15 protein-coding genes and 1 tRNA gene are annotated in these 15,409 nt (G+C 67.8%); 3 read left to right on the top strand and 13 right to left on the bottom strand.

Annotated features, from left to right (window positions below):
* Window positions 1-3: 3 nt before the first annotated feature.
* The 3 genes from BMZ25_RS05955 to BMZ25_RS05945 all read right to left on the bottom strand — a co-directional run bounded on the left by BMZ25_RS05955 (window position 4) and on the right by BMZ25_RS05945 (window position 1,884).
* Window positions 4-1,209: a multicopper oxidase family protein gene (locus tag BMZ25_RS05955; protein ID WP_092690076.1), complete on the bottom strand. Its 1,206-nt coding sequence runs from the start codon at window positions 1,207-1,209 to the stop codon at window positions 4-6.
* 195 nt (window positions 1,210-1,404) lie between these two features.
* Window positions 1,405-1,480 (bottom strand) — tRNA-Ala (locus BMZ25_RS05950).
* Window positions 1,481-1,554: 74 nt separating this feature from the next.
* Window positions 1,555-1,884, bottom strand: a complete 330-nt coding sequence (locus BMZ25_RS05945) for a TIGR02300 family protein (protein ID WP_092690071.1) — start codon at window positions 1,882-1,884, stop codon at window positions 1,555-1,557.
* Between the two features lie 158 nt (window positions 1,885-2,042).
* Here BMZ25_RS05945 and BMZ25_RS05940 point away from each other — a divergent pair, with 158 nt between their 5' ends.
* Window positions 2,043-2,726, top strand: coding sequence for a M48 family metallopeptidase (locus tag BMZ25_RS05940; protein ID WP_092690065.1), 684 nt, complete (start codon window positions 2,043-2,045; stop codon window positions 2,724-2,726).
* A 32-nt stretch (window positions 2,727-2,758) separates the two neighbouring features.
* Window positions 2,759-3,406, top strand: a complete 648-nt coding sequence (locus BMZ25_RS05935) for a GntR family transcriptional regulator (protein WP_092690979.1) — start codon at window positions 2,759-2,761, stop codon at window positions 3,404-3,406.
* 135 nt (window positions 3,407-3,541) lie between these two features.
* On the opposite strand, the gene lpdA is transcribed toward BMZ25_RS05935, so the two are convergent.
* The 10 genes from lpdA to sucC all read right to left on the bottom strand — a co-directional run bounded on the left by lpdA (window position 3,542) and on the right by sucC (window position 14,000).
* Window positions 3,542-4,930 (bottom strand): dihydrolipoyl dehydrogenase, encoded by a 1,389-nt coding sequence (gene lpdA, locus BMZ25_RS05930; RefSeq protein ID WP_092690059.1) that lies wholly within the window; start codon window positions 4,928-4,930, stop codon window positions 3,542-3,544.
* A gap of 135 nt (window positions 4,931-5,065) precedes the next feature.
* Window positions 5,066-5,476 carry an MAPEG family protein gene (locus BMZ25_RS05925; RefSeq protein ID WP_092690056.1) on the bottom strand — a complete coding sequence of 137 codons (411 nt, stop codon included), beginning with the start codon at window positions 5,474-5,476 and terminating at the stop codon, window positions 5,066-5,068.
* A gap of 100 nt (window positions 5,477-5,576) precedes the next feature.
* On the bottom strand, window positions 5,577-5,828 hold the full coding sequence (locus BMZ25_RS05920; RefSeq protein ID WP_092690053.1) for a hypothetical protein: 252 nt from the start codon (window positions 5,826-5,828) through the stop codon (window positions 5,577-5,579).
* Between the two features lie 87 nt (window positions 5,829-5,915).
* Window positions 5,916-6,248 (bottom strand): hypothetical protein, encoded by a 333-nt coding sequence (locus tag BMZ25_RS05915; protein WP_092690047.1) that lies wholly within the window; start codon window positions 6,246-6,248, stop codon window positions 5,916-5,918.
* Window positions 6,249-6,345: 97 nt separating this feature from the next.
* Window positions 6,346-7,932 carry a 2-oxoglutarate dehydrogenase complex dihydrolipoyllysine-residue succinyltransferase gene (gene odhB, locus BMZ25_RS05910; RefSeq protein ID WP_092690044.1) on the bottom strand — a complete coding sequence of 529 codons (1,587 nt, stop codon included), beginning with the start codon at window positions 7,930-7,932 and terminating at the stop codon, window positions 6,346-6,348.
* Window positions 7,933-7,941: 9 nt separating this feature from the next.
* Entirely contained in the window at window positions 7,942-10,932 is a 2,991-nt protein-coding gene (locus BMZ25_RS05905; protein WP_092690040.1) for a 2-oxoglutarate dehydrogenase E1 component, read from the bottom strand.
* Complete coding sequence (locus tag BMZ25_RS05900; RefSeq protein ID WP_092690036.1) at window positions 10,929-11,447, bottom strand: DUF805 domain-containing protein; 519 nt, start codon at window positions 11,445-11,447, stop codon at window positions 10,929-10,931. Before BMZ25_RS05900 ends, BMZ25_RS05905 begins: the two co-directional genes overlap by 4 nt.
* A gap of 133 nt (window positions 11,448-11,580) precedes the next feature.
* Entirely contained in the window at window positions 11,581-12,462 is an 882-nt protein-coding gene (sucD, locus tag BMZ25_RS05895; protein ID WP_092690033.1) for a succinate--CoA ligase subunit alpha, read from the bottom strand.
* 48 nt (window positions 12,463-12,510) lie between these two features.
* Window positions 12,511-12,810 (bottom strand): hypothetical protein, encoded by a 300-nt coding sequence (locus BMZ25_RS05890; RefSeq protein WP_092690030.1) that lies wholly within the window; start codon window positions 12,808-12,810, stop codon window positions 12,511-12,513.
* Window positions 12,807-14,000, bottom strand: a complete 1,194-nt coding sequence (gene sucC / locus BMZ25_RS05885; RefSeq protein ID WP_092690027.1) for an ADP-forming succinate--CoA ligase subunit beta — start codon at window positions 13,998-14,000, stop codon at window positions 12,807-12,809. The genes BMZ25_RS05890 and sucC overlap by 4 nt, the downstream gene beginning before the upstream one ends.
* A 421-nt stretch (window positions 14,001-14,421) precedes the next feature.
* On the opposite strand from sucC, the gene BMZ25_RS05880 reads away from it, so the two are divergent.
* Window positions 14,422-15,409, top strand: a 988-nt coding sequence (locus tag BMZ25_RS05880) for a DUF1664 domain-containing protein (protein WP_177190400.1), incomplete at its 3' end; no start/stop codon positions are given.

Raw genomic sequence — 15,409 nt, 5'->3', positions numbered from 1 at the left:
GGGTCAGGTGACGCGGAACCGTGCGCGCCGTCCCTTGTGGTGGGGAGCGAGAGAGTGGCACTCGATCATCCAGTCGCCCGGATTGTCGGCGACGAAGATCACCTGACGCGAGTCGCCGGCCCGTATCAGCACGGTGTCCCGCACCGCGCCAAGGCTGTTCTCGCGGTCGATGAGATGCATGTGGTGTCCGTGCAGGTGAACCGTCTGCATCGCGGTTGAGTCGTTCGTCAGGCGCAGTTGCACCGTTTCGCCAGCGCGGGCGGTGAAGAGCGGCGGCCCGTCCGGACCGTGCGAGCGGCTGAGACGCATGACCATCCGGCGGACGCTGCGCCGCATCGGCTGCGCGAGCGGATTCGGCTCCAGCGGCAGCGGTGCGCGGCGAGAGCGACCGCGCCCGGTGACGGGGAAAGTCGCCAGCACCACCGGACCGGATGCCGTGCGGTGCAGCAGGGCCGCCCGCTCGCCCGCGTCGAGCGTCACGTCGGCGAGGATGTCGGCCCGCTGCCCTGGCGCCAGCAGGAAGGGCGCGCTCAGCCGGCGCGCCTGCGGCAGGGGCATCCCGTCGAGCGCCGCGATCCAGGCGGTCAGGCCGTGAGGCTCGAGCCGGAGCAGGTGATGCGCCGAGGCGTTCACCATGCGCAGCCTCAGCCGCTGCCCCTGCCGCATCTCGCAGGTGACCAGCCGCGGCGTGTGGTCGTCCGGCGCGGGGTCGAGCGCGACGTGCCGGTCGGTGACCGCCAGCGGCAGGTCCTCGTCGATGTCCGGAGGGGCTTCCTCACCGACGATGAGAAAGCCGTGCAACCCGCGCGCGATGGGCGTGCGCGCCTGATCGAGCGAGCGATACCAGTAGGTTCCGGCGTCGCGCACCGCGAAATCGTAGAGAAAGCCGCTGCCCGGCGCGACCGCGTCCAGAAGGTGATCCGCGCCGCCGTTCCCGGAATCGATGCGGGTCCCGTGCCAGTGCACGGCAGACGCGACGGGCAGGCCGTTCTCGAGCCGCCGGACCACCCGCCGCCCGCGCTCGGCATGGATCACCGGTCCGGGCAGCATGCCGTCATAGGCCCAGATCGGGCCGCTCTGGCCCCCGACACCGCCCAACTCGCCCGCCCGCAGGACGTCAGGCATGTGGGCGCGCGCGGCGCCCGTTGCGGGACGCGCGGTGGCGGCAGCGATCAGGGCGGTGGTGAATTGGCGACGCGTGAGTGGCACGACGATATCCTCCCTCGTCGGCAAAATAACGCCGTTCGCCGGGGAAGGCGAGAGGGAACCGAATCATCGCCGGCCTTTCTGGCACTCGCCCTCACAACCCATTCGGAGAATAAGGGCAGGATTGTGACCGATACGCAACGCCGCCCGCGCGGAACGATTGCCTGAGATACGTCCGATGGATTCTGAAGGGGTATTTGGTGGAGCCTAGGGGAGTCGAACCCCTGACCTCCTGCATGCCATGCAGGCGCTCTCCCAACTGAGCTAAGGCCCCGTGCCGTGCGGCGTCTCTAGGGGATGGCGCGGGGCGGTGCAAGTGAAAAAATCGCTCCGCCCCGTACCGAATCTTCAGCTTTCGTCATCCTCGTTGGAGACGTCGGCAATGTCGTCGAGGGAGACGTTGTCGTCGTCCTCATCGTCCTCGAGCACGTCGTCGCCGAGATCGACATTGTTGTTGCTGTCGTCCTCGAGGACGGAGTCGTCGTTCTCGGACTTCTCGGTCTCTTTCGTGCTCTGCTTGTCGGCCTTGTCGGCAAGCATGGTGCGCGAGCCCTTGCCGGTCTCGAGCGGGACGACTTCACCGGTGTAGGGACTGACCACCGGATCTGCATTGAGATCGTAGAAGCGCTTGCCCGTCGTCGGGCAGAGGCGCTTCGTGCCCCATTCTTCCTTGGGCATCGCAAACCCTTTCACAACTCGTTGGCTGGGATCGGCGCCACGTGCCACAGCTGCCGGTCCCTGTCAAAGCCTTTCCCCGATCGGACGGCGCCACTGGCGTCGGGGTGCCGGGCCGCCTAGTGTCACCGCGGCCAAGGCGGTTTTCGGAGGCTTCGGATATGGGACACGCGGTCCTGCCGGGCAACCCCCCGATCGACATCACCCTGCGCCGGTCCGGACGGGCGCGGCGGCTGTCGCTGCGCGTCTCGGGGCTGGACGGGCGGGTGACGCTGACGCTTCCGCCGCGCGTGACCGAGACCGAGGCGCTGCGCTTTGCCCGCTCGCGCGAAGGGTGGATTCGCAAGGCGCTGGAGGGGCAGGAGCGGCCGACACCGGTGGTCGCGGGCACGCAGCTGATCGTGGCGGGGAAGGAAATGGCGGTCACCGAGGGCCCCCGCCCGCGGTTGGGCGAGGGGGCGATCCAGGTGGCACCGGGGCGGTCCGCCGGCCCGCAGGTGGCGGCGCTGCTGAAGGCACTGGCCCGCGAGCGGGTGGTGGCGGCGGCCGACCTTCACGCCGCCCGTCTGGGGCGACCCTATGGGCGGGTGACGGTGCGAGATACACGCTCGCGTTGGGGGTCCTGCTCGCCGGCGGGGGATCTGATGCTTTCCTGGCGGCTGATCCTCGCGCCGCCGGACGTGCTGGACTACGTCGTGGCGCACGAGGTGGCGCATCTCGAGCACATGGATCACTCGGCGGCGTTCTGGAGCGTGGTGGCGCGGCTTCGGCCCGATTTCGAGGAGCCCCGATCGTGGCTGCGGCACAACGGACAGGGCCTGCATCGCTGGCGTTTCGCCGATTGACCGCGCCGCGCCGGGACCGGATGATCGCCCCCATGCTGATGACCTCCCGATCAGAGGCCGTTCCGGCCGCCCACGACCGCGTCTACCGCACCCTGCGCGGCCGGATCATGCATGGCGAGCTCGCCCCGGGCGCCGCGCTGACCTTGCGCGGCATCGCCAAGGAGTTCGACGTGTCGATGACGCCTGCGCGCGAGGCCGTGCGCCGGCTGGCGGCGGAGGGCGCGCTGACCCTGTCGCCCTCGGGGCGGGCGACGACACCCGTCCTGTCGCGGGAACGGATCGAGGAGCTGGCGGCGCTGCGGGCGCTGATCGAGACGGAACTGGCCAGTCGGGCGCTGCCGCGGGCGCATATCGCGCTGATCGACCGGCTTCAGACGATCAACGCGGCGATCGCCGAGCGCATCGCCCACCACGACGCGGTCGGCTATATCTCGACCAACCTGGAGTTTCACCGCACGCTCTACCTGAGGGCGCAGGCGCCGGCGATGCTGGCGATGGCCGAGACGGTGTGGCTGCAGCTGGGGCCGACGATGCGGAAACTCTACGGGCGGCTGAACCGCTCGGACCTGCCGGCGGGCCATCGCCAGATCGTCGCGGCGCTACGGGCCGGGGACGAGCCGGGGCTGCGCTTGGCGGTGCGGACGGACGTCACCCAAGGGCTGCGGATGCTGGTGGGCTGACGGCCCGCGCGTTTGCCGAATTGCGCGCCTGCGGCGCATACGATGATGGCGGCGCCTCCGGCGCCGCGCTGCGGGGCGCCGCCAGCGGCGGCACCCCGGTTGGATATTTGCGGGCAGAAGAAGACCCGCGGCCCGTCAGGAGTGGATCGGGCCGTCGCCGCAGGCGAGGGCGGCCTCGCGCACGGCCTCGGAATAGGTCGGGTGTGCGTGGCAGGTGCGGGCGAGGTCCTCGGCCGCGGCGCCGAATTCCATCGCGACGCAGATCTCGTGGATCAGGTCGCCGGCCATCGGGCCGATGATATGCGCCCCGAGGATGCGGTCGGTCTCCTTGTCGGCGAGGATCTTGACGAAGCCGTCCGCGGCGAAGTTGGCCTTGGCGCGGCCGTTGCCCATGAAGGCGAACTTGCCGACCTTGTAGGCGCGGCCCGAGGACTTGAGAGATTCCTCGGTCTCGCCGACGGCGGCGACCTCGGGGTGGGTGTAGATCACCGAGGGAATCACGCCGTAGTTCACGTGGCCGGCCTGGCCGGCGATGCTTTCGGCTACGGCCATTCCCTCGTCCTCGGCCTTGTGGGCGAGCATGGGGCCCTCGATTGCGTCGCCGATGGCCCAGATGCCGTCGATCGTCGTCTTGCGGTGCGCGTCGGTCTTCACCTGGCCCTTGTCGGTGATCTCGATCCCGAGGTCGGTCGCGCCGAGGCCGTCGGTGAAGGGCTTGCGGCCTGTGGAGACAAGGACGACGTCGGCGTCGAGCGTGTGCTCGCTGTCGTCCTTCTTCATCTTGTAGGAGACCTTGGCCTTCGTCTTGGTCGTCTCGACGCCCTGCACGGCGGCGCCGAGGACGAAGTCCATGCCCTGTTTCTTGAGCAGTTTCTGGAAGTTCTTGGAGACCTCGCCGTCCATCGTCGGGGTGATGCCGTCGAGATACTCGAGCACCGTGACCTCGGTTCCGAGGCGGTTGTAGACGCTGCCCATCTCGAGGCCGATGACGCCGGCGCCGATGACGATCATCTTCTTCGGCACCTTCGGGAGCGACAGGGCGCCGGTGGAGCTGACGACCAGCTTCTCGTCGATCTCGACGCCCGGGAGGGAGGCGGTTTCGGAGCCGGTGGCGATGACGATGTTCTTGGCCTCGTGGACCTCGTCGCCGACCTTGACCTTGCCCTTCTCGGGGATTGAGCCCCAGCCCTTGAGCCAGTCGACCTTGTTCTTCTTGAACAGGAACTCGATGCCCTTGGTGTTCTGGCCGATTGTGTCCTCCTTGTAGGACTGCATCTGCTCCCAATCGACCGAGGGGGTCTTTCCCTTGAGGCCCATCTTGGCGAAATTCTCTTCCGCTTCATGGAGTTGGTGGGTGGCGTGCAGGAGCGCCTTGGAGGGGATGCAGCCGACGTTGAGGCAGGTGCCGCCCAGCGTCTCGCGGCCCTCGACGCAGGCGGTCTTGAGGCCGAGCTGCGCGCAGCGGATAGCGCAGACATAGCCGCCGGGACCGGAGCCGATTACGATGACGTCATAGCTGGACATGGGGTCTCCTTCGTTGTCACAGGGCGTGCACCGGGCGTGCACAGGGCGTGCACCGATGCGGCATACGATGGCGCACAGGGCGCCGGGGGGCAAATTCGCATTTTCTCGGTCTGGACATCCGCGGTCTTGCTCCCGTCACACCAGCGCCGCGAGCAGCATCAGCACGGTCGCAAAGAAGCCCACACCGAAGATCAGTGAGCGCCACGGCACCCAGCCGAAGGCGTAGGCGGGGACGTAGAGGATGCGGGCGCCGAGATAGACCCAGGCGCAGGTGGCAGTCAGCCAGGTCGACTGGTCCGAGAGGGTGACCACGACCACCGCGACGGTGAACAGGATCAGCGCCTCGAAGTGGTTGTTGAGCGCGCGGAACAGCCGGCCCGTGCGAACGCTGACCTGTTCGATCAGCGGCTTGCCGAGCCGCTGCGGATCGCGCGGGCTCATCGTCTTGCCGGGGCCGAGTTCGAGGTTGGCCGGCACCGACATCAGGCCGAACTGCACGACCTGCAGGAGGCCGGCGAGGGTGAGGACGAGCAGTTCGGGCGTCATTGCGGCTCCACGAGATTGGGGGGCCGCGCCGGACCGGTGATGGATCGCCGGGGCGCGGCGCTGGACGGCGAGGGGGACAGGCGGGGGCCCGTGCGGCGTGTCAGGCGGTGCGCAGGAAGTGCAGCTGGATGTCCGTGGTGTTCTCGTTGAGCTTGGCGCGTGTCTTGAAGTGGCTGCGCGCCTTTTCCCGGTCGCTGGCCTGGTAGAGGCCCCAGACGCGGTTCGGCGTGTCGGCATCGTGCCAGAGCTGCATCTGCGTCACGCCGGAGTGTTGCCGGTCCTCGGACCCGCCGTCATAGGCGGCTTTCCAGGTCTCGTAGCCGGTGGTGTCGAAGCGGACGAGAAGTTGCATCGGTGTCTCCTTCGGAACGGCACGCCGTGGCGGGCCTTGGCACGGTTGTCTTCTGTCGGACCGGCGCCGGGGCGCCGGACGGGGAGCTCAGGCGTCGCAGCGGAGCGGCGCGGCGAGCATCGTGTCGGCATAACGCGCGCCTTGGGCGCGGGTTCGCTCCTCGATCTCGACGCGGGGCGCGCGCACCCAGCGGCAGGCCGGATCTGCGGCGGTAGCCGAGCGCGCCAGGGCGAGCCGATCGTCGAGCGAGCGCGGTTCGGCCGGGTCGAACACGAACAGGTGCCAGCGCGCGCCGCCCTCGTAGACGTTGGTCGAGGCGAAGTGCCGGACAGCGGGCGCGCCGGGCTGGTTCACGCTGGGGCCCGCGCAAGCCGCGAGAAGCGGCACGAGGGGCAGGAGGCGGGCGAGGCGTCGGGGCATGGTCTGTCTGTCCTGGTCCGTCTGACGGTCCGTGGCCGGGGCCGGCGGCGGCCGCCCGGACGGCCCCCGAGGAAGGGGCGTCCGGGCGGGGCGACGCTTACAGGTCCATCAGCATCCGGCGCGGATCCTCGAGCGCCTCCTTGACGCGGACGAGGAAGGTCACGGCGCCCTTGCCGTCGACGATGCGGTGATCGTAGCTCAGCGCGAGATACATCATCGGGCGGATCTTGATCTCGCCGTTCACGACCATCGGGCGTTCCTGGATCTTGTGCATGCCCAGGATGCCGGATTGCGGCGGGTTCAGGATCGGCGAGGACATCAGCGAGCCGTAGACGCCGCCGTTCGAGATGGTGAAGGTGCCGCCCTGCATCTCGGCCATCGACAGCTTGTTGTCGCGGGCGCGCTTGCCCTTCTCGCCGATCGCCTTTTCGATCTCGGCGAAGGACATCGAGTCGGCGTCGCGGATCACCGGCACGACGAGGCCGTTGGGCGTGCCGGTGGCGATGCCCATGTGCACGAAGTTCTTGTACACGATCTCGGTGCCGTCGATCTCGGAGTTGACCTCGGGGACCTCCTTCAGGGCGTGGCAGCACGCCTTGGTGAAGAAGGACATGAAGCCCAGGCGGACGCCGTGCTTCTTCTCGAACAGCTCCTTGTATTCCTTCCGGAGCGCCATCGTCTCGGTCATGTCCACCTCGTTGTAGGTGGTCAGCATGGCCGCGGTGTTCTGGGCGTCCTTCAGGCGGCGGGCGATGGTCTGGCGCAGGCGGGTCATCTTGACCCTTTCCTCGCGGCTCTCGTCCTCGGCGGGGACGGGGGCGCGCGGGGCCTGCTTGGGCTGCTCGGCCTTCTCTTCCTTGGGCTGGTTGAGGGCGTTGATCACGTCCTCCTTCATCACCCGGCCGTCGCGGCCCGAGGCCTGCACCTTTTCGCGGTCGACGCCCTTCTCGGCCATCATCTTCTTGGCCGAGGGGGCGTCCTCGGTGTCCTCGCGGCCCTTGTCGGCGGGGGCGGGCGCCTCGGAGGCGACCTGCTTAGGGTCCTCGGTGGTCTCGGGCGTGCCTTCCTGGGCCGAGTGGGCCTGCCCCTCGCCGCCGCGGGTCATCGTGGCGACGCGACCGCCGGCCTCGACGGTGTCGCCCTCGTTGGCGAGGATGTCCTTCAGCGTGCCGGAGGCGGGCGCGGGGACCTCGACCGAGACCTTGTCGGTCTCGAGCTCGCAGAGCATCTCGTCGGCCTTCACGGTGTCGCCGGTCTTCTTGAACCAGGTGGCGACGGTGGCCTCGCTCACGCTTTCGCCGAGGGCGGGCACCATGACGTCGACCTCCTGCCCCTCGTCGGGGGCGGATTTCGGCGCGTCGCTCTCGCCCTTGGCGTCGGCCTTGGCCTCGCCTCCGTCGGACTTCGTCGTCTCCTTCGCCTTGGTCTCCTCGGGGCCGGCATTGCCGGCCTCGGAGATCTGGGCCAGCAGGGCGTCGACGCCGACGGTCTCGCCCTCCTGCGCGACGATTTCGCTGAGCTCGCCGGAGGCGGGGGAGGGGACCTCGACGGTGACCTTGTCGGTCTCGAGCTCGCAGAGCATCTCGTCGGCCTCGACGCGCTCGCCCGGCTTCTTGAACCAGGTGGCGACGGTGGCTTCGGTGACGCTTTCGCCCAGGGTGGGCACGCGGACTTCAGTGCTCATCGGTGATCCTTATTCCTCGATTGCCAGCGCCTGGTTCACCAGCGCCTGCTGTTGCTCTTTGTGTTGCGAGGCGAGCCCGGTGGCGGGGGCCGCCGCGGCCGCGCGTCCGACATAGACCGGGCGGGTGTGCTCGGCCTTGGTGCGCGACAGCACCCATTCGATGTTGGGCTCGACGAAGTTCCAGCCGCCCTGGTTCTTGGGCTCTTCCTGGCACCAGATCATCTCGGCCTGGGGGAAGCGCTGCAGCTCTTTCGACAGGGCGAGGGCGGGGAACGGATAGAACTGTTCCAGCCGCATCAGGTAGACGTCGTCGATGCCGGCCTCGTCGCGCTTTTCGAGCAGGTCGTAGTAGACCTTGCCCGAGCACAGCACCACGCGGCGCATCTTGTCGTCGGAGACCAGCTGGGTGTCCGAGTTGCCCTTTTCGGCGTCGTCCCACAGCACTCGGTGGAAGCTGGAGCCGGTCACGAACTCTTCCCGCCGGCTGACCGCCATCTTGTGCCGCAGGAGCGACTTGGGCGTCATCATGATCAGCGGCTTGCGGAAGGTGCGGTGCAGCTGCCGGCGCAGGATGTGGAAGTAGTTCGCCGGCGTGGTGCAGTTGGCGACGATCCAGTTATCCTGGCCGCATTGCTGCAGGAACCGCTCGAGCCGGGCCGAGGAGTGTTCCGGACCCTGGCCCTCGTAGCCGTGGGGCAGCAGGCAGACGAGGCCGGACATGCGCAGCCACTTCGCCTCGCCGGACGAAATGAACTGGTCGAACATGATCTGGCCGCCGTTGGCGAAGTCGCCGAACTGCGCCTCCCAGCAGGTGAGCGCGTTGGGCTCGGCCAGCGAGTAGCCGTACTCGAAGCCCAGGACGGCGTATTCCGACAGCATCGAGTCGATTGCCTCGTACTTCGCCTGGCCCTCGCGGATGTTGTTGAGCGGGAAGTACCGGTCTTCGCTCGTCTGGTCGATGATCGCCGAGTGGCGCTGCGAGAAGGTGCCGCGGACGCTGTCCTGGCCGGACAGGCGCACCGGGTAGCCCTCGGTCAGGAGCGAGCCGAAGGCCAGCGCCTCGGCGGTGGCCCAGTCGAAACCCTCGCCCGAGTCGAACATCTTGCGCTTGGCGTCGAGCAGGCGGTTCACCGTCTTGTGGATGTTGAAATCCTCGGGCACCCGCGTCAGCGCGGCGCCGACCTCGTCGAAGGTCTCTTCGGCGATGGCGGTCTGGCCGCGCTGATACTTGTCGCCCTCCTTGTCGAGATGCGACCAGCGCCCGTCCAGCCAGTCCGCCTTGTTCGGCCTGAAGGTCTTGCTGGCCTCGAACTCGTCGTTGAGCGTCGACTGGAACTGCGCCTTGATGTCCTCGATCTCGCCCTCGGGGATCAGGTCGTCGGCCACGAGGCGATCGGTGTAGCGGGTCAGCGTGGTCTTCTGCTGCTTGATCCGCTTGTACATCGCGGGGTTGGTGAACATGGGCTCGTCGCCCTCGTTGTGACCGAACCGCCGGTAGCAGATCATGTCGATCACAACGTCCTTGTGGAACTTCTGCCGGAACTCGGTGGCCACCTTGGCGGCGTGGACCACGGCCTCGGGGTCGTCGCCGTTGACGTGGAAGATCGGCGCTTCGACCATCAGCGCGATGTCGGTCGGGTAGGGCGACGAGCGCGAGTTGTGCGGCGCTGTGGTGAAGCCGATCTGGTTGTTCACGACGATGTGGATCGTGCCGCCGGTGCGGTGCCCCTTGAGGCCAGAGAGACCGAAGCACTCGGCCACGACGCCCTGGCCGGCGAAGGCCGCGTCGCCATGCAGCAGGATGGGAAGGACGGCGGTGCGCTGGGGATCGTTGTGCTGGTCCTGCTTGGCGCGGGCCTTGCCCACGACGACCGGGTTCACCGCCTCGAGGTGCGAGGGGTTCGCGGTCAGCGACAGGTGCACCTTGTTGCCGTCGAACTCACGGTCGGAGGACGCGCCGAGGTGGTATTTCACGTCGCCAGAGCCGTCGACGTCCTCGGGCTTGAAGCTGCCGCCCTGAAACTCGTTGAAGATCGCGCGGTAGGGCTTGCCCAGCACGTTGGCCAGCACGCTGAGGCGGCCGCGGTGGGGCATGCCGATGACGATCTCCTTCACGCCGAGGCTGCCGCCGCGCTTGATGATCTGTTCCATCGCCGGGATCAGGCTTTCGCCGCCGTCCAGGCCGAAGCGCTTGGTGCCCATGTACTTGACGTGTAGGAACTTCTCGAAGCCCTCGGCCTCGACCATCTTGTTGAGGATGGCGCGGCGGCCCTGCTCGGTGAAGGTGACCTCCTTGCCGTAGCCCTCGATCCGCTCCTTCAGCCAGCCGGACTGCTCGGGGTCGGAGATGTGCATGTACTGCAGCGCGAAGGTGCCGCAATAGGTGCGGCGCACGATGTCGAGGATCTCGCGCAGCGAAGCGACCTCGAGCCCGAGCACCTTGTCGATGAAGATCGGCCGGTCCATGTCCTGATCGGTGAAGCCGTAGGACTTTGGGTCGAGCTCGGGGTGCGGGGTCTTGTCGCGCATCCCCAGCGGGTCGAGATCGGCCACCAGATGCCCGCGGATGCGGTAGGCGCGGATCAGCATCAGCGCGCGGATCGAATCCAGCACGGCGCGCTTGATCGCCTGCTCGCTGACCTTGACCTGCGAGCTGTCGGCCTTCTGCGCGATCTTCTCGGCGATCGCCTTGCCGTCGTCCGCGGCGACCGGCGCCGCGCCCTCGGCCGGGGCGGCGGAGGGCCACTGCCCGTCGAGCGCCGCGATCAGTTCGTCGTTGGGCGAGATCGGCCAGTCGGCGCGCGCCCAGGAGGGGCCTGCGGCCTCGGCCTTCACGCTGCCCTCGTCGTCGCCCAGCGTGCGGAAGAACTCGGCCCAGGCGTCGTCGACGGCGGCGGGATCGTTCGCCCAGCGGGCATAGAGCTGTTCGAGATAGGCCGCGTTCTGTCCGCCCATGAACGAGGAGGCGTGATACAGGTCGTTGCGGGATTGATCGGTCATGGCGTTACCTCACGAGGGTTTGGCCCGTAATCGTTCGGGCCGGGCTGGCTGGGCCGTGCCAGCCACCAAAGCACCAACAGGGGAGAGATCAAGAAGACGAAGATGCCGATGGCGAATCCGATACCGGCGAGCCCGGAGGGGATCGCCCCGTCGCCCAATACGGGACCAAGCATGCCCATCAGCGCGCCGAATGTGCCAAGTCCCACCATCACGATGAGAGGATAGAGCAGATAGAGCCCGGAACGACCCGTGTCGTGCATCCGGCGCCATCCGGCCGCCAGGCTGGGGATCAGCGTGGCCAGGGAAAAGATCGCCGACACGATCGCGGGCGATGTGCCCTCTTGGCCGCCGTCGGGCGCGGTTGCGGTGCCGAACAGCGCCATGTCGATCCAGCCGGTGACGATGTTGCCGACGAGGATGAAGAGGAAGAACCACCAGTATTCCGGGCGCGGCGCGCGGCCCGAGAAGGTGGCGTACTTGCGCAGGCAGGTGCGGATCGCCTGTTGCGGTGTCATGGGTCGTGTGAACCAGTGCAATCGGAACGCGCGGCGCCGCGAGGGGACCGCGCTGGGAAAAGGGGGGTGCCGGGCGCCGCGCGGGCGGCACCCGGAGACGGGGCGGTCGGCGCTGCCGCTCGCCCCGCTCGCATCAGCCGATCGCCTTGAGCACGGCCTCGCCCAGGTGGGCGGGGCTCTCGGCGACGACGATGCCGGCCGAGTTCATCGCCTCGATCTTGTCCTCGGCGCCGCCCTTGCCGCCGGCGACGATCGCACCGGCGTGGCCCATGCGGCGGCCCGGAGGCGCGGTGCGCCCGGCGATGAAGCCGGCGGTCGGCTTCCAGCGGCCCTTCTTGCGCTCGGCGGCGAGGAATTCGGCCGCGTCCTCTTCGGCGGAGCCGCCGATCTCGCCGATCATGATGATCGCCTCGGTCTCGTCGTCGTCGAGGAACATCTCGAGCACGTCGATATGCTCGGTCCCCTTGATCGGGTCGCCGCCGATGCCGACGCAGGTGGACTGGCCCAGGCCGACGTCGGTGGTCTGCTTGACCGCCTCGTAGGTGAGCGTGCCCGAACGGCTGACGACGCCGACCTTGCCGCGCTTGTGGATGTGGCCGGGCATGATGCCGATCTTGCAGGCGTCGGGCGTGATGACGCCGGGGCAGTTCGGCCCGATCAGCGTGGTCGAGGTGCCCTGCAGGGCGCGCTTGACCTTCATCATGTCGAGCACCGGGATCCCCTCGGTGATGCAGACCACCAGTTCGATCCCGGCGTCGACCGCCTCGAGGATCGAGTCGGCGGCGAACGGCGGCGGCACGTAGATCACGCTCGCGTTCGCGCCGGTGCGGTCCACGGCCTCGTGGCAGGAGTTGAAGACCGGCAGGTCCAGATGCGTCTGGCCGCCTTTGCCCGGCGTCACGCCACCGACCATCTTGGTGCCATAGGCGATCGCCTGTTCGGAGTGGAAGGTGCCCTGGCTTCCCGTGAAGCCCTGGCAGATCACCTTTGTGTTTTCGTCTACGAGTACGGCCATGCGTCCCTCTTGTTCCTTTCCCCGAGGCGTGCGCGCCCCGGTCGCGTGTCAGTAGCGCGCGTCGTCTTCGTCCACGATCTCGTCGAGCGCGCGCAGCAGGATCAGTCCCGCGCCCATGATCATCAGTGTCCGACCGAAGCTGTCGTTGAGATTGTCGGGCATCACGTTCGCCAGGCCGTCACGGGCCTGGCGGGCAACGTCCTGCGGGTCGGCCGGATCGGGCAGTCGCGGCGCCTGTGCCGGCGCCGGAAGGTTCAGCGCACCGGGGCGCAGCTGGCGCAGGCCGAAGCCCACGCCGGCCAGCGCGATCCCGGCGACGAACGGCAGGTATCCCGGCCCCCGGCTCATCCCTTGACCGCCTCGACGATCTTCTGCGCGCCGTCCTTGAGGTCGTCGGCGGCGATGATGTTGACGTCGGAGCTGTTCAGGATCTCCTTGCCCGTCTCGACATTCGTGCCTTCGAGGCGGACGACGAGCGGCACGCTCAGGCCGACTTCCTTGACCGCGGCGACCACGCCCTCGGCGATCACGTCGCAGCGCATGATGCCGCCGAAGATATTGACCAGGATGCCTTTGACGTTCTTGTCGGAGGTGATGATCTTGAACGCCTCGGTCACCTTCTCCTTCGTGGCGCCGCCGCCGACGTCGAGGAAGTTGGCCGGCTCGGCGCCGTAGAGCTTGATGATGTCCATCGTCGCCATGGCAAGGCCGGCGCCGTTGACCATGCAGCCGATCTCGCCGTCGAGCGCGATGTAGTTCAGGTCGTACTTCGAAGCCTGGAGTTCCTTGGGATCCTCCTCGGATTCGTCGCGCAGGGCGGCGATGTCCGAGTGGCGGTAGAGCGCGTTGCTGTCGAAGCCGAGCTTGGCGTCGAGGCACTTGAGCTGCCCGCCGTCGGTGACGATCAGCGGGTTGATCTCGAGCATCTCGCAGTCCTTCTCGATGAAGAGACGGTAGAGATTGCCCATCAGCTGCACGCACTGCTTGACCTGCTGACCCTCGAGCCCGAGGGCGAAGGCGATGCGGCGACCGTGGAACGGCTGGTAGCCGGCGGCGGGATCGACGCTGAACGAGAGGATCTTCTCGGGCGTGGAGGCGGCGACCTCTTCGATGTCGACACCGCCCTCGGTCGAGCAGACGAACGACACGCGGCTGGTCACGCGGTCGACGAGAAGGGCGAGGTACAGCTCACGCTCGATGCCCGAGCCTTCCTCGATGTAGATGCGGCCGACCTGCTTGCCCTCGGCCCCGGTCTGGTGCGTGATCAGCGTCCGGCCGAGCATCCTGCGCGCCTCGTCGGCGGCTTCCTCGACCGACTTGGCGAGACGGACACCGCCCTTGTCGCCGGCGTCGGCTTCGGCGAAACGGCCCTTGCCGCGGCCGCCGGCGTGGATCTGCGCCTTGACCACCCAAAGCGGGCCGTCGAGTTCGCCGGCCGCCGTCTTGGCCTCTTCCGCACGTGTGACCGTGCGGCCGTCGGAGACGGGCGCGCCGTAGTCGCGAAGCAGAGCCTTCGCCTGGTATTCGTGGATATTCACCTGTCACTGTCCCTTCTGCGGTTCGCGCTTCATCAAAGCACATGACATCCGAGGCGCGCTCGTCAAAGATGTTTTGACCCCAATGCGACCTTTCGCAAGTGCAGAGGGGTTTTTGTGATCACAGGTTTCGGCGGTGTTATCACAAATATCCTCTCTGCGGCGAATCATCGCCGATGCGACATGTCGCGGCAGGAAGACGACGCCGCCACCGGGCGCGATTCGCGGATTTTCCGCATCGCTCAGCGCCGCGCAGTGGAATTATTAACCATGGCGCACTTATCCGGGCGCATGGCCGATGGGGCGCATCGCCGGTCGCGCACGCGGGAACCTTGGGCTTGCACGCAGGTTAGCCCTGAGCCTACCCATTGGGGGCGCCGCGCCGGCGCCGCCCGATCACGGGTGTTCGACACAGGGGGACGATATGGCGGACGACTCTAAGACTTCATTCGGCGGGACGACGATCGCGCTCGTCATCGTGGCCGTGCTGGGCTGGCTCTTCGCAGCCTATTTCTGGACGCGCGGCAGCTCGATGAGCGACGAGCTGGAAGCGGCTCAATCCGCGGTCGAGACCGCGCAGGCCGACCTCGACGAGCAGGTCTCGGCCTCGGGCTCGGTCGAGGATCTGAACGCGCAGATCGAGACGCTCGAGCCGGAGGTCGAGAGCCTGACGCAGGAGCGGGATCAGATCCAATCGCAGATCGACGAGCTGCAGCCGCAGCTCGAGGACCTTCAGACGCAGCTTTCCGACCTGGAGAGCAACGTCGAGGACCGGCAGAACCAGGTGTCCGAACTGGAAAGCCAGGTGGAGCCGCTGCGCGAGGAGCTGAACAACTACGAGGAACGCCGCGCCGAGCTGGAGCAGCAGATCGCCGATCAGACGGATCAGCTGGCCGAGGTCGGCAACCGGCTGGAAGAGGCCCGCTCGCAGGAAGCGCAGCTGCAGGAGAGCATCTCGAACCTGCAGAACGAGAACGCCACGCTGACCGAAGAGCTGTCGCAGGCCGAAACGGCCCTGCAGAACGCTCGGTCCGAGGAATCCTCGGTGCGCGAGGAACTGTCGTCTATGCGCGAGGAAGTCACCTCGCTGCAACAGCGCCAGACCGAGCTGGACGACGAGGTCGTCACCCTGAGCGAGCGCCGCGACACGCTGGAGCGCAACGTCTCGCAGGCGCAGGATCAGCGGTCGGAAATCCAGGACACTCTGACGGCGCTGACGATGGACGTCGCCACCCGCTCGGCCGCGCTGTTCGCGATCGAGCAGGGCATCTCGCAGCAGATTTCCGAACTGGAAGCCGCGCAGGAAAGCAGCCAGCAGTCCTCGGAGGGCTCGCAATCGGGCGATCAGTCGGGTCAGCAGGCCTCCGGGTCGGAGCAGTCCGGTGAGCAATCGTCGGACGGTTCGGGCGACG

Origin of the sequence: Tranquillimonas rosea, assembly GCF_900111315.1 — a bacterium.
In the GTDB taxonomy this organism is placed as follows: Bacteria; Pseudomonadota; Alphaproteobacteria; order Rhodobacterales; family Rhodobacteraceae; genus Tranquillimonas; species Tranquillimonas rosea.
Note: the sequence above shows the minus strand (reverse complement) of the source record. Positions and strands in the feature narration are given on the sequence as shown.

Bases quoted from the DNA above. Each gene is read 5' to 3' on its own strand.
- odhB (WP_092690044.1), bottom strand. From the start codon at position 7,932: ATGAGCACTGAAGTCCGCGTGCCCACCCTGGGCGAAAGCGTCACCGAA.
- BMZ25_RS05925 (WP_092690056.1), bottom strand. From the start codon at position 5,476: ATGACGCCCGAACTGCTCGTCCTCACCCTCGCCGGCCTCCTGCAGGTC.
- BMZ25_RS05890 (WP_092690030.1), bottom strand. From the start codon at position 12,810: ATGAGCCGGGGGCCGGGATACCTGCCGTTCGTCGCCGGGATCGCGCTG.
- sucD (WP_092690033.1), bottom strand. From the start codon at position 12,462: ATGGCCGTACTCGTAGACGAAAACACAAAGGTGATCTGCCAGGGCTTC.
- BMZ25_RS05935 (WP_092690979.1), top strand. From the start codon at position 2,759: ATGCTGATGACCTCCCGATCAGAGGCCGTTCCGGCCGCCCACGACCGC.
- BMZ25_RS05940 (WP_092690065.1), top strand. From the start codon at position 2,043: ATGGGACACGCGGTCCTGCCGGGCAACCCCCCGATCGACATCACCCTG.
- lpdA (WP_092690059.1), bottom strand. From the start codon at position 4,930: ATGTCCAGCTATGACGTCATCGTAATCGGCTCCGGTCCCGGCGGCTAT.
- BMZ25_RS05900 (WP_092690036.1), bottom strand. From the start codon at position 11,447: ATGACACCGCAACAGGCGATCCGCACCTGCCTGCGCAAGTACGCCACC.
- BMZ25_RS05915 (WP_092690047.1), bottom strand. From the start codon at position 6,248: ATGCCCCGACGCCTCGCCCGCCTCCTGCCCCTCGTGCCGCTTCTCGCG.
- BMZ25_RS05945 (WP_092690071.1), bottom strand. From the start codon at position 1,884: ATGCCCAAGGAAGAATGGGGCACGAAGCGCCTCTGCCCGACGACGGGC.
- BMZ25_RS05905 (WP_092690040.1), bottom strand. From the start codon at position 10,932: ATGACCGATCAATCCCGCAACGACCTGTATCACGCCTCCTCGTTCATG.
- BMZ25_RS05920 (WP_092690053.1), bottom strand. From the start codon at position 5,828: ATGCAACTTCTCGTCCGCTTCGACACCACCGGCTACGAGACCTGGAAA.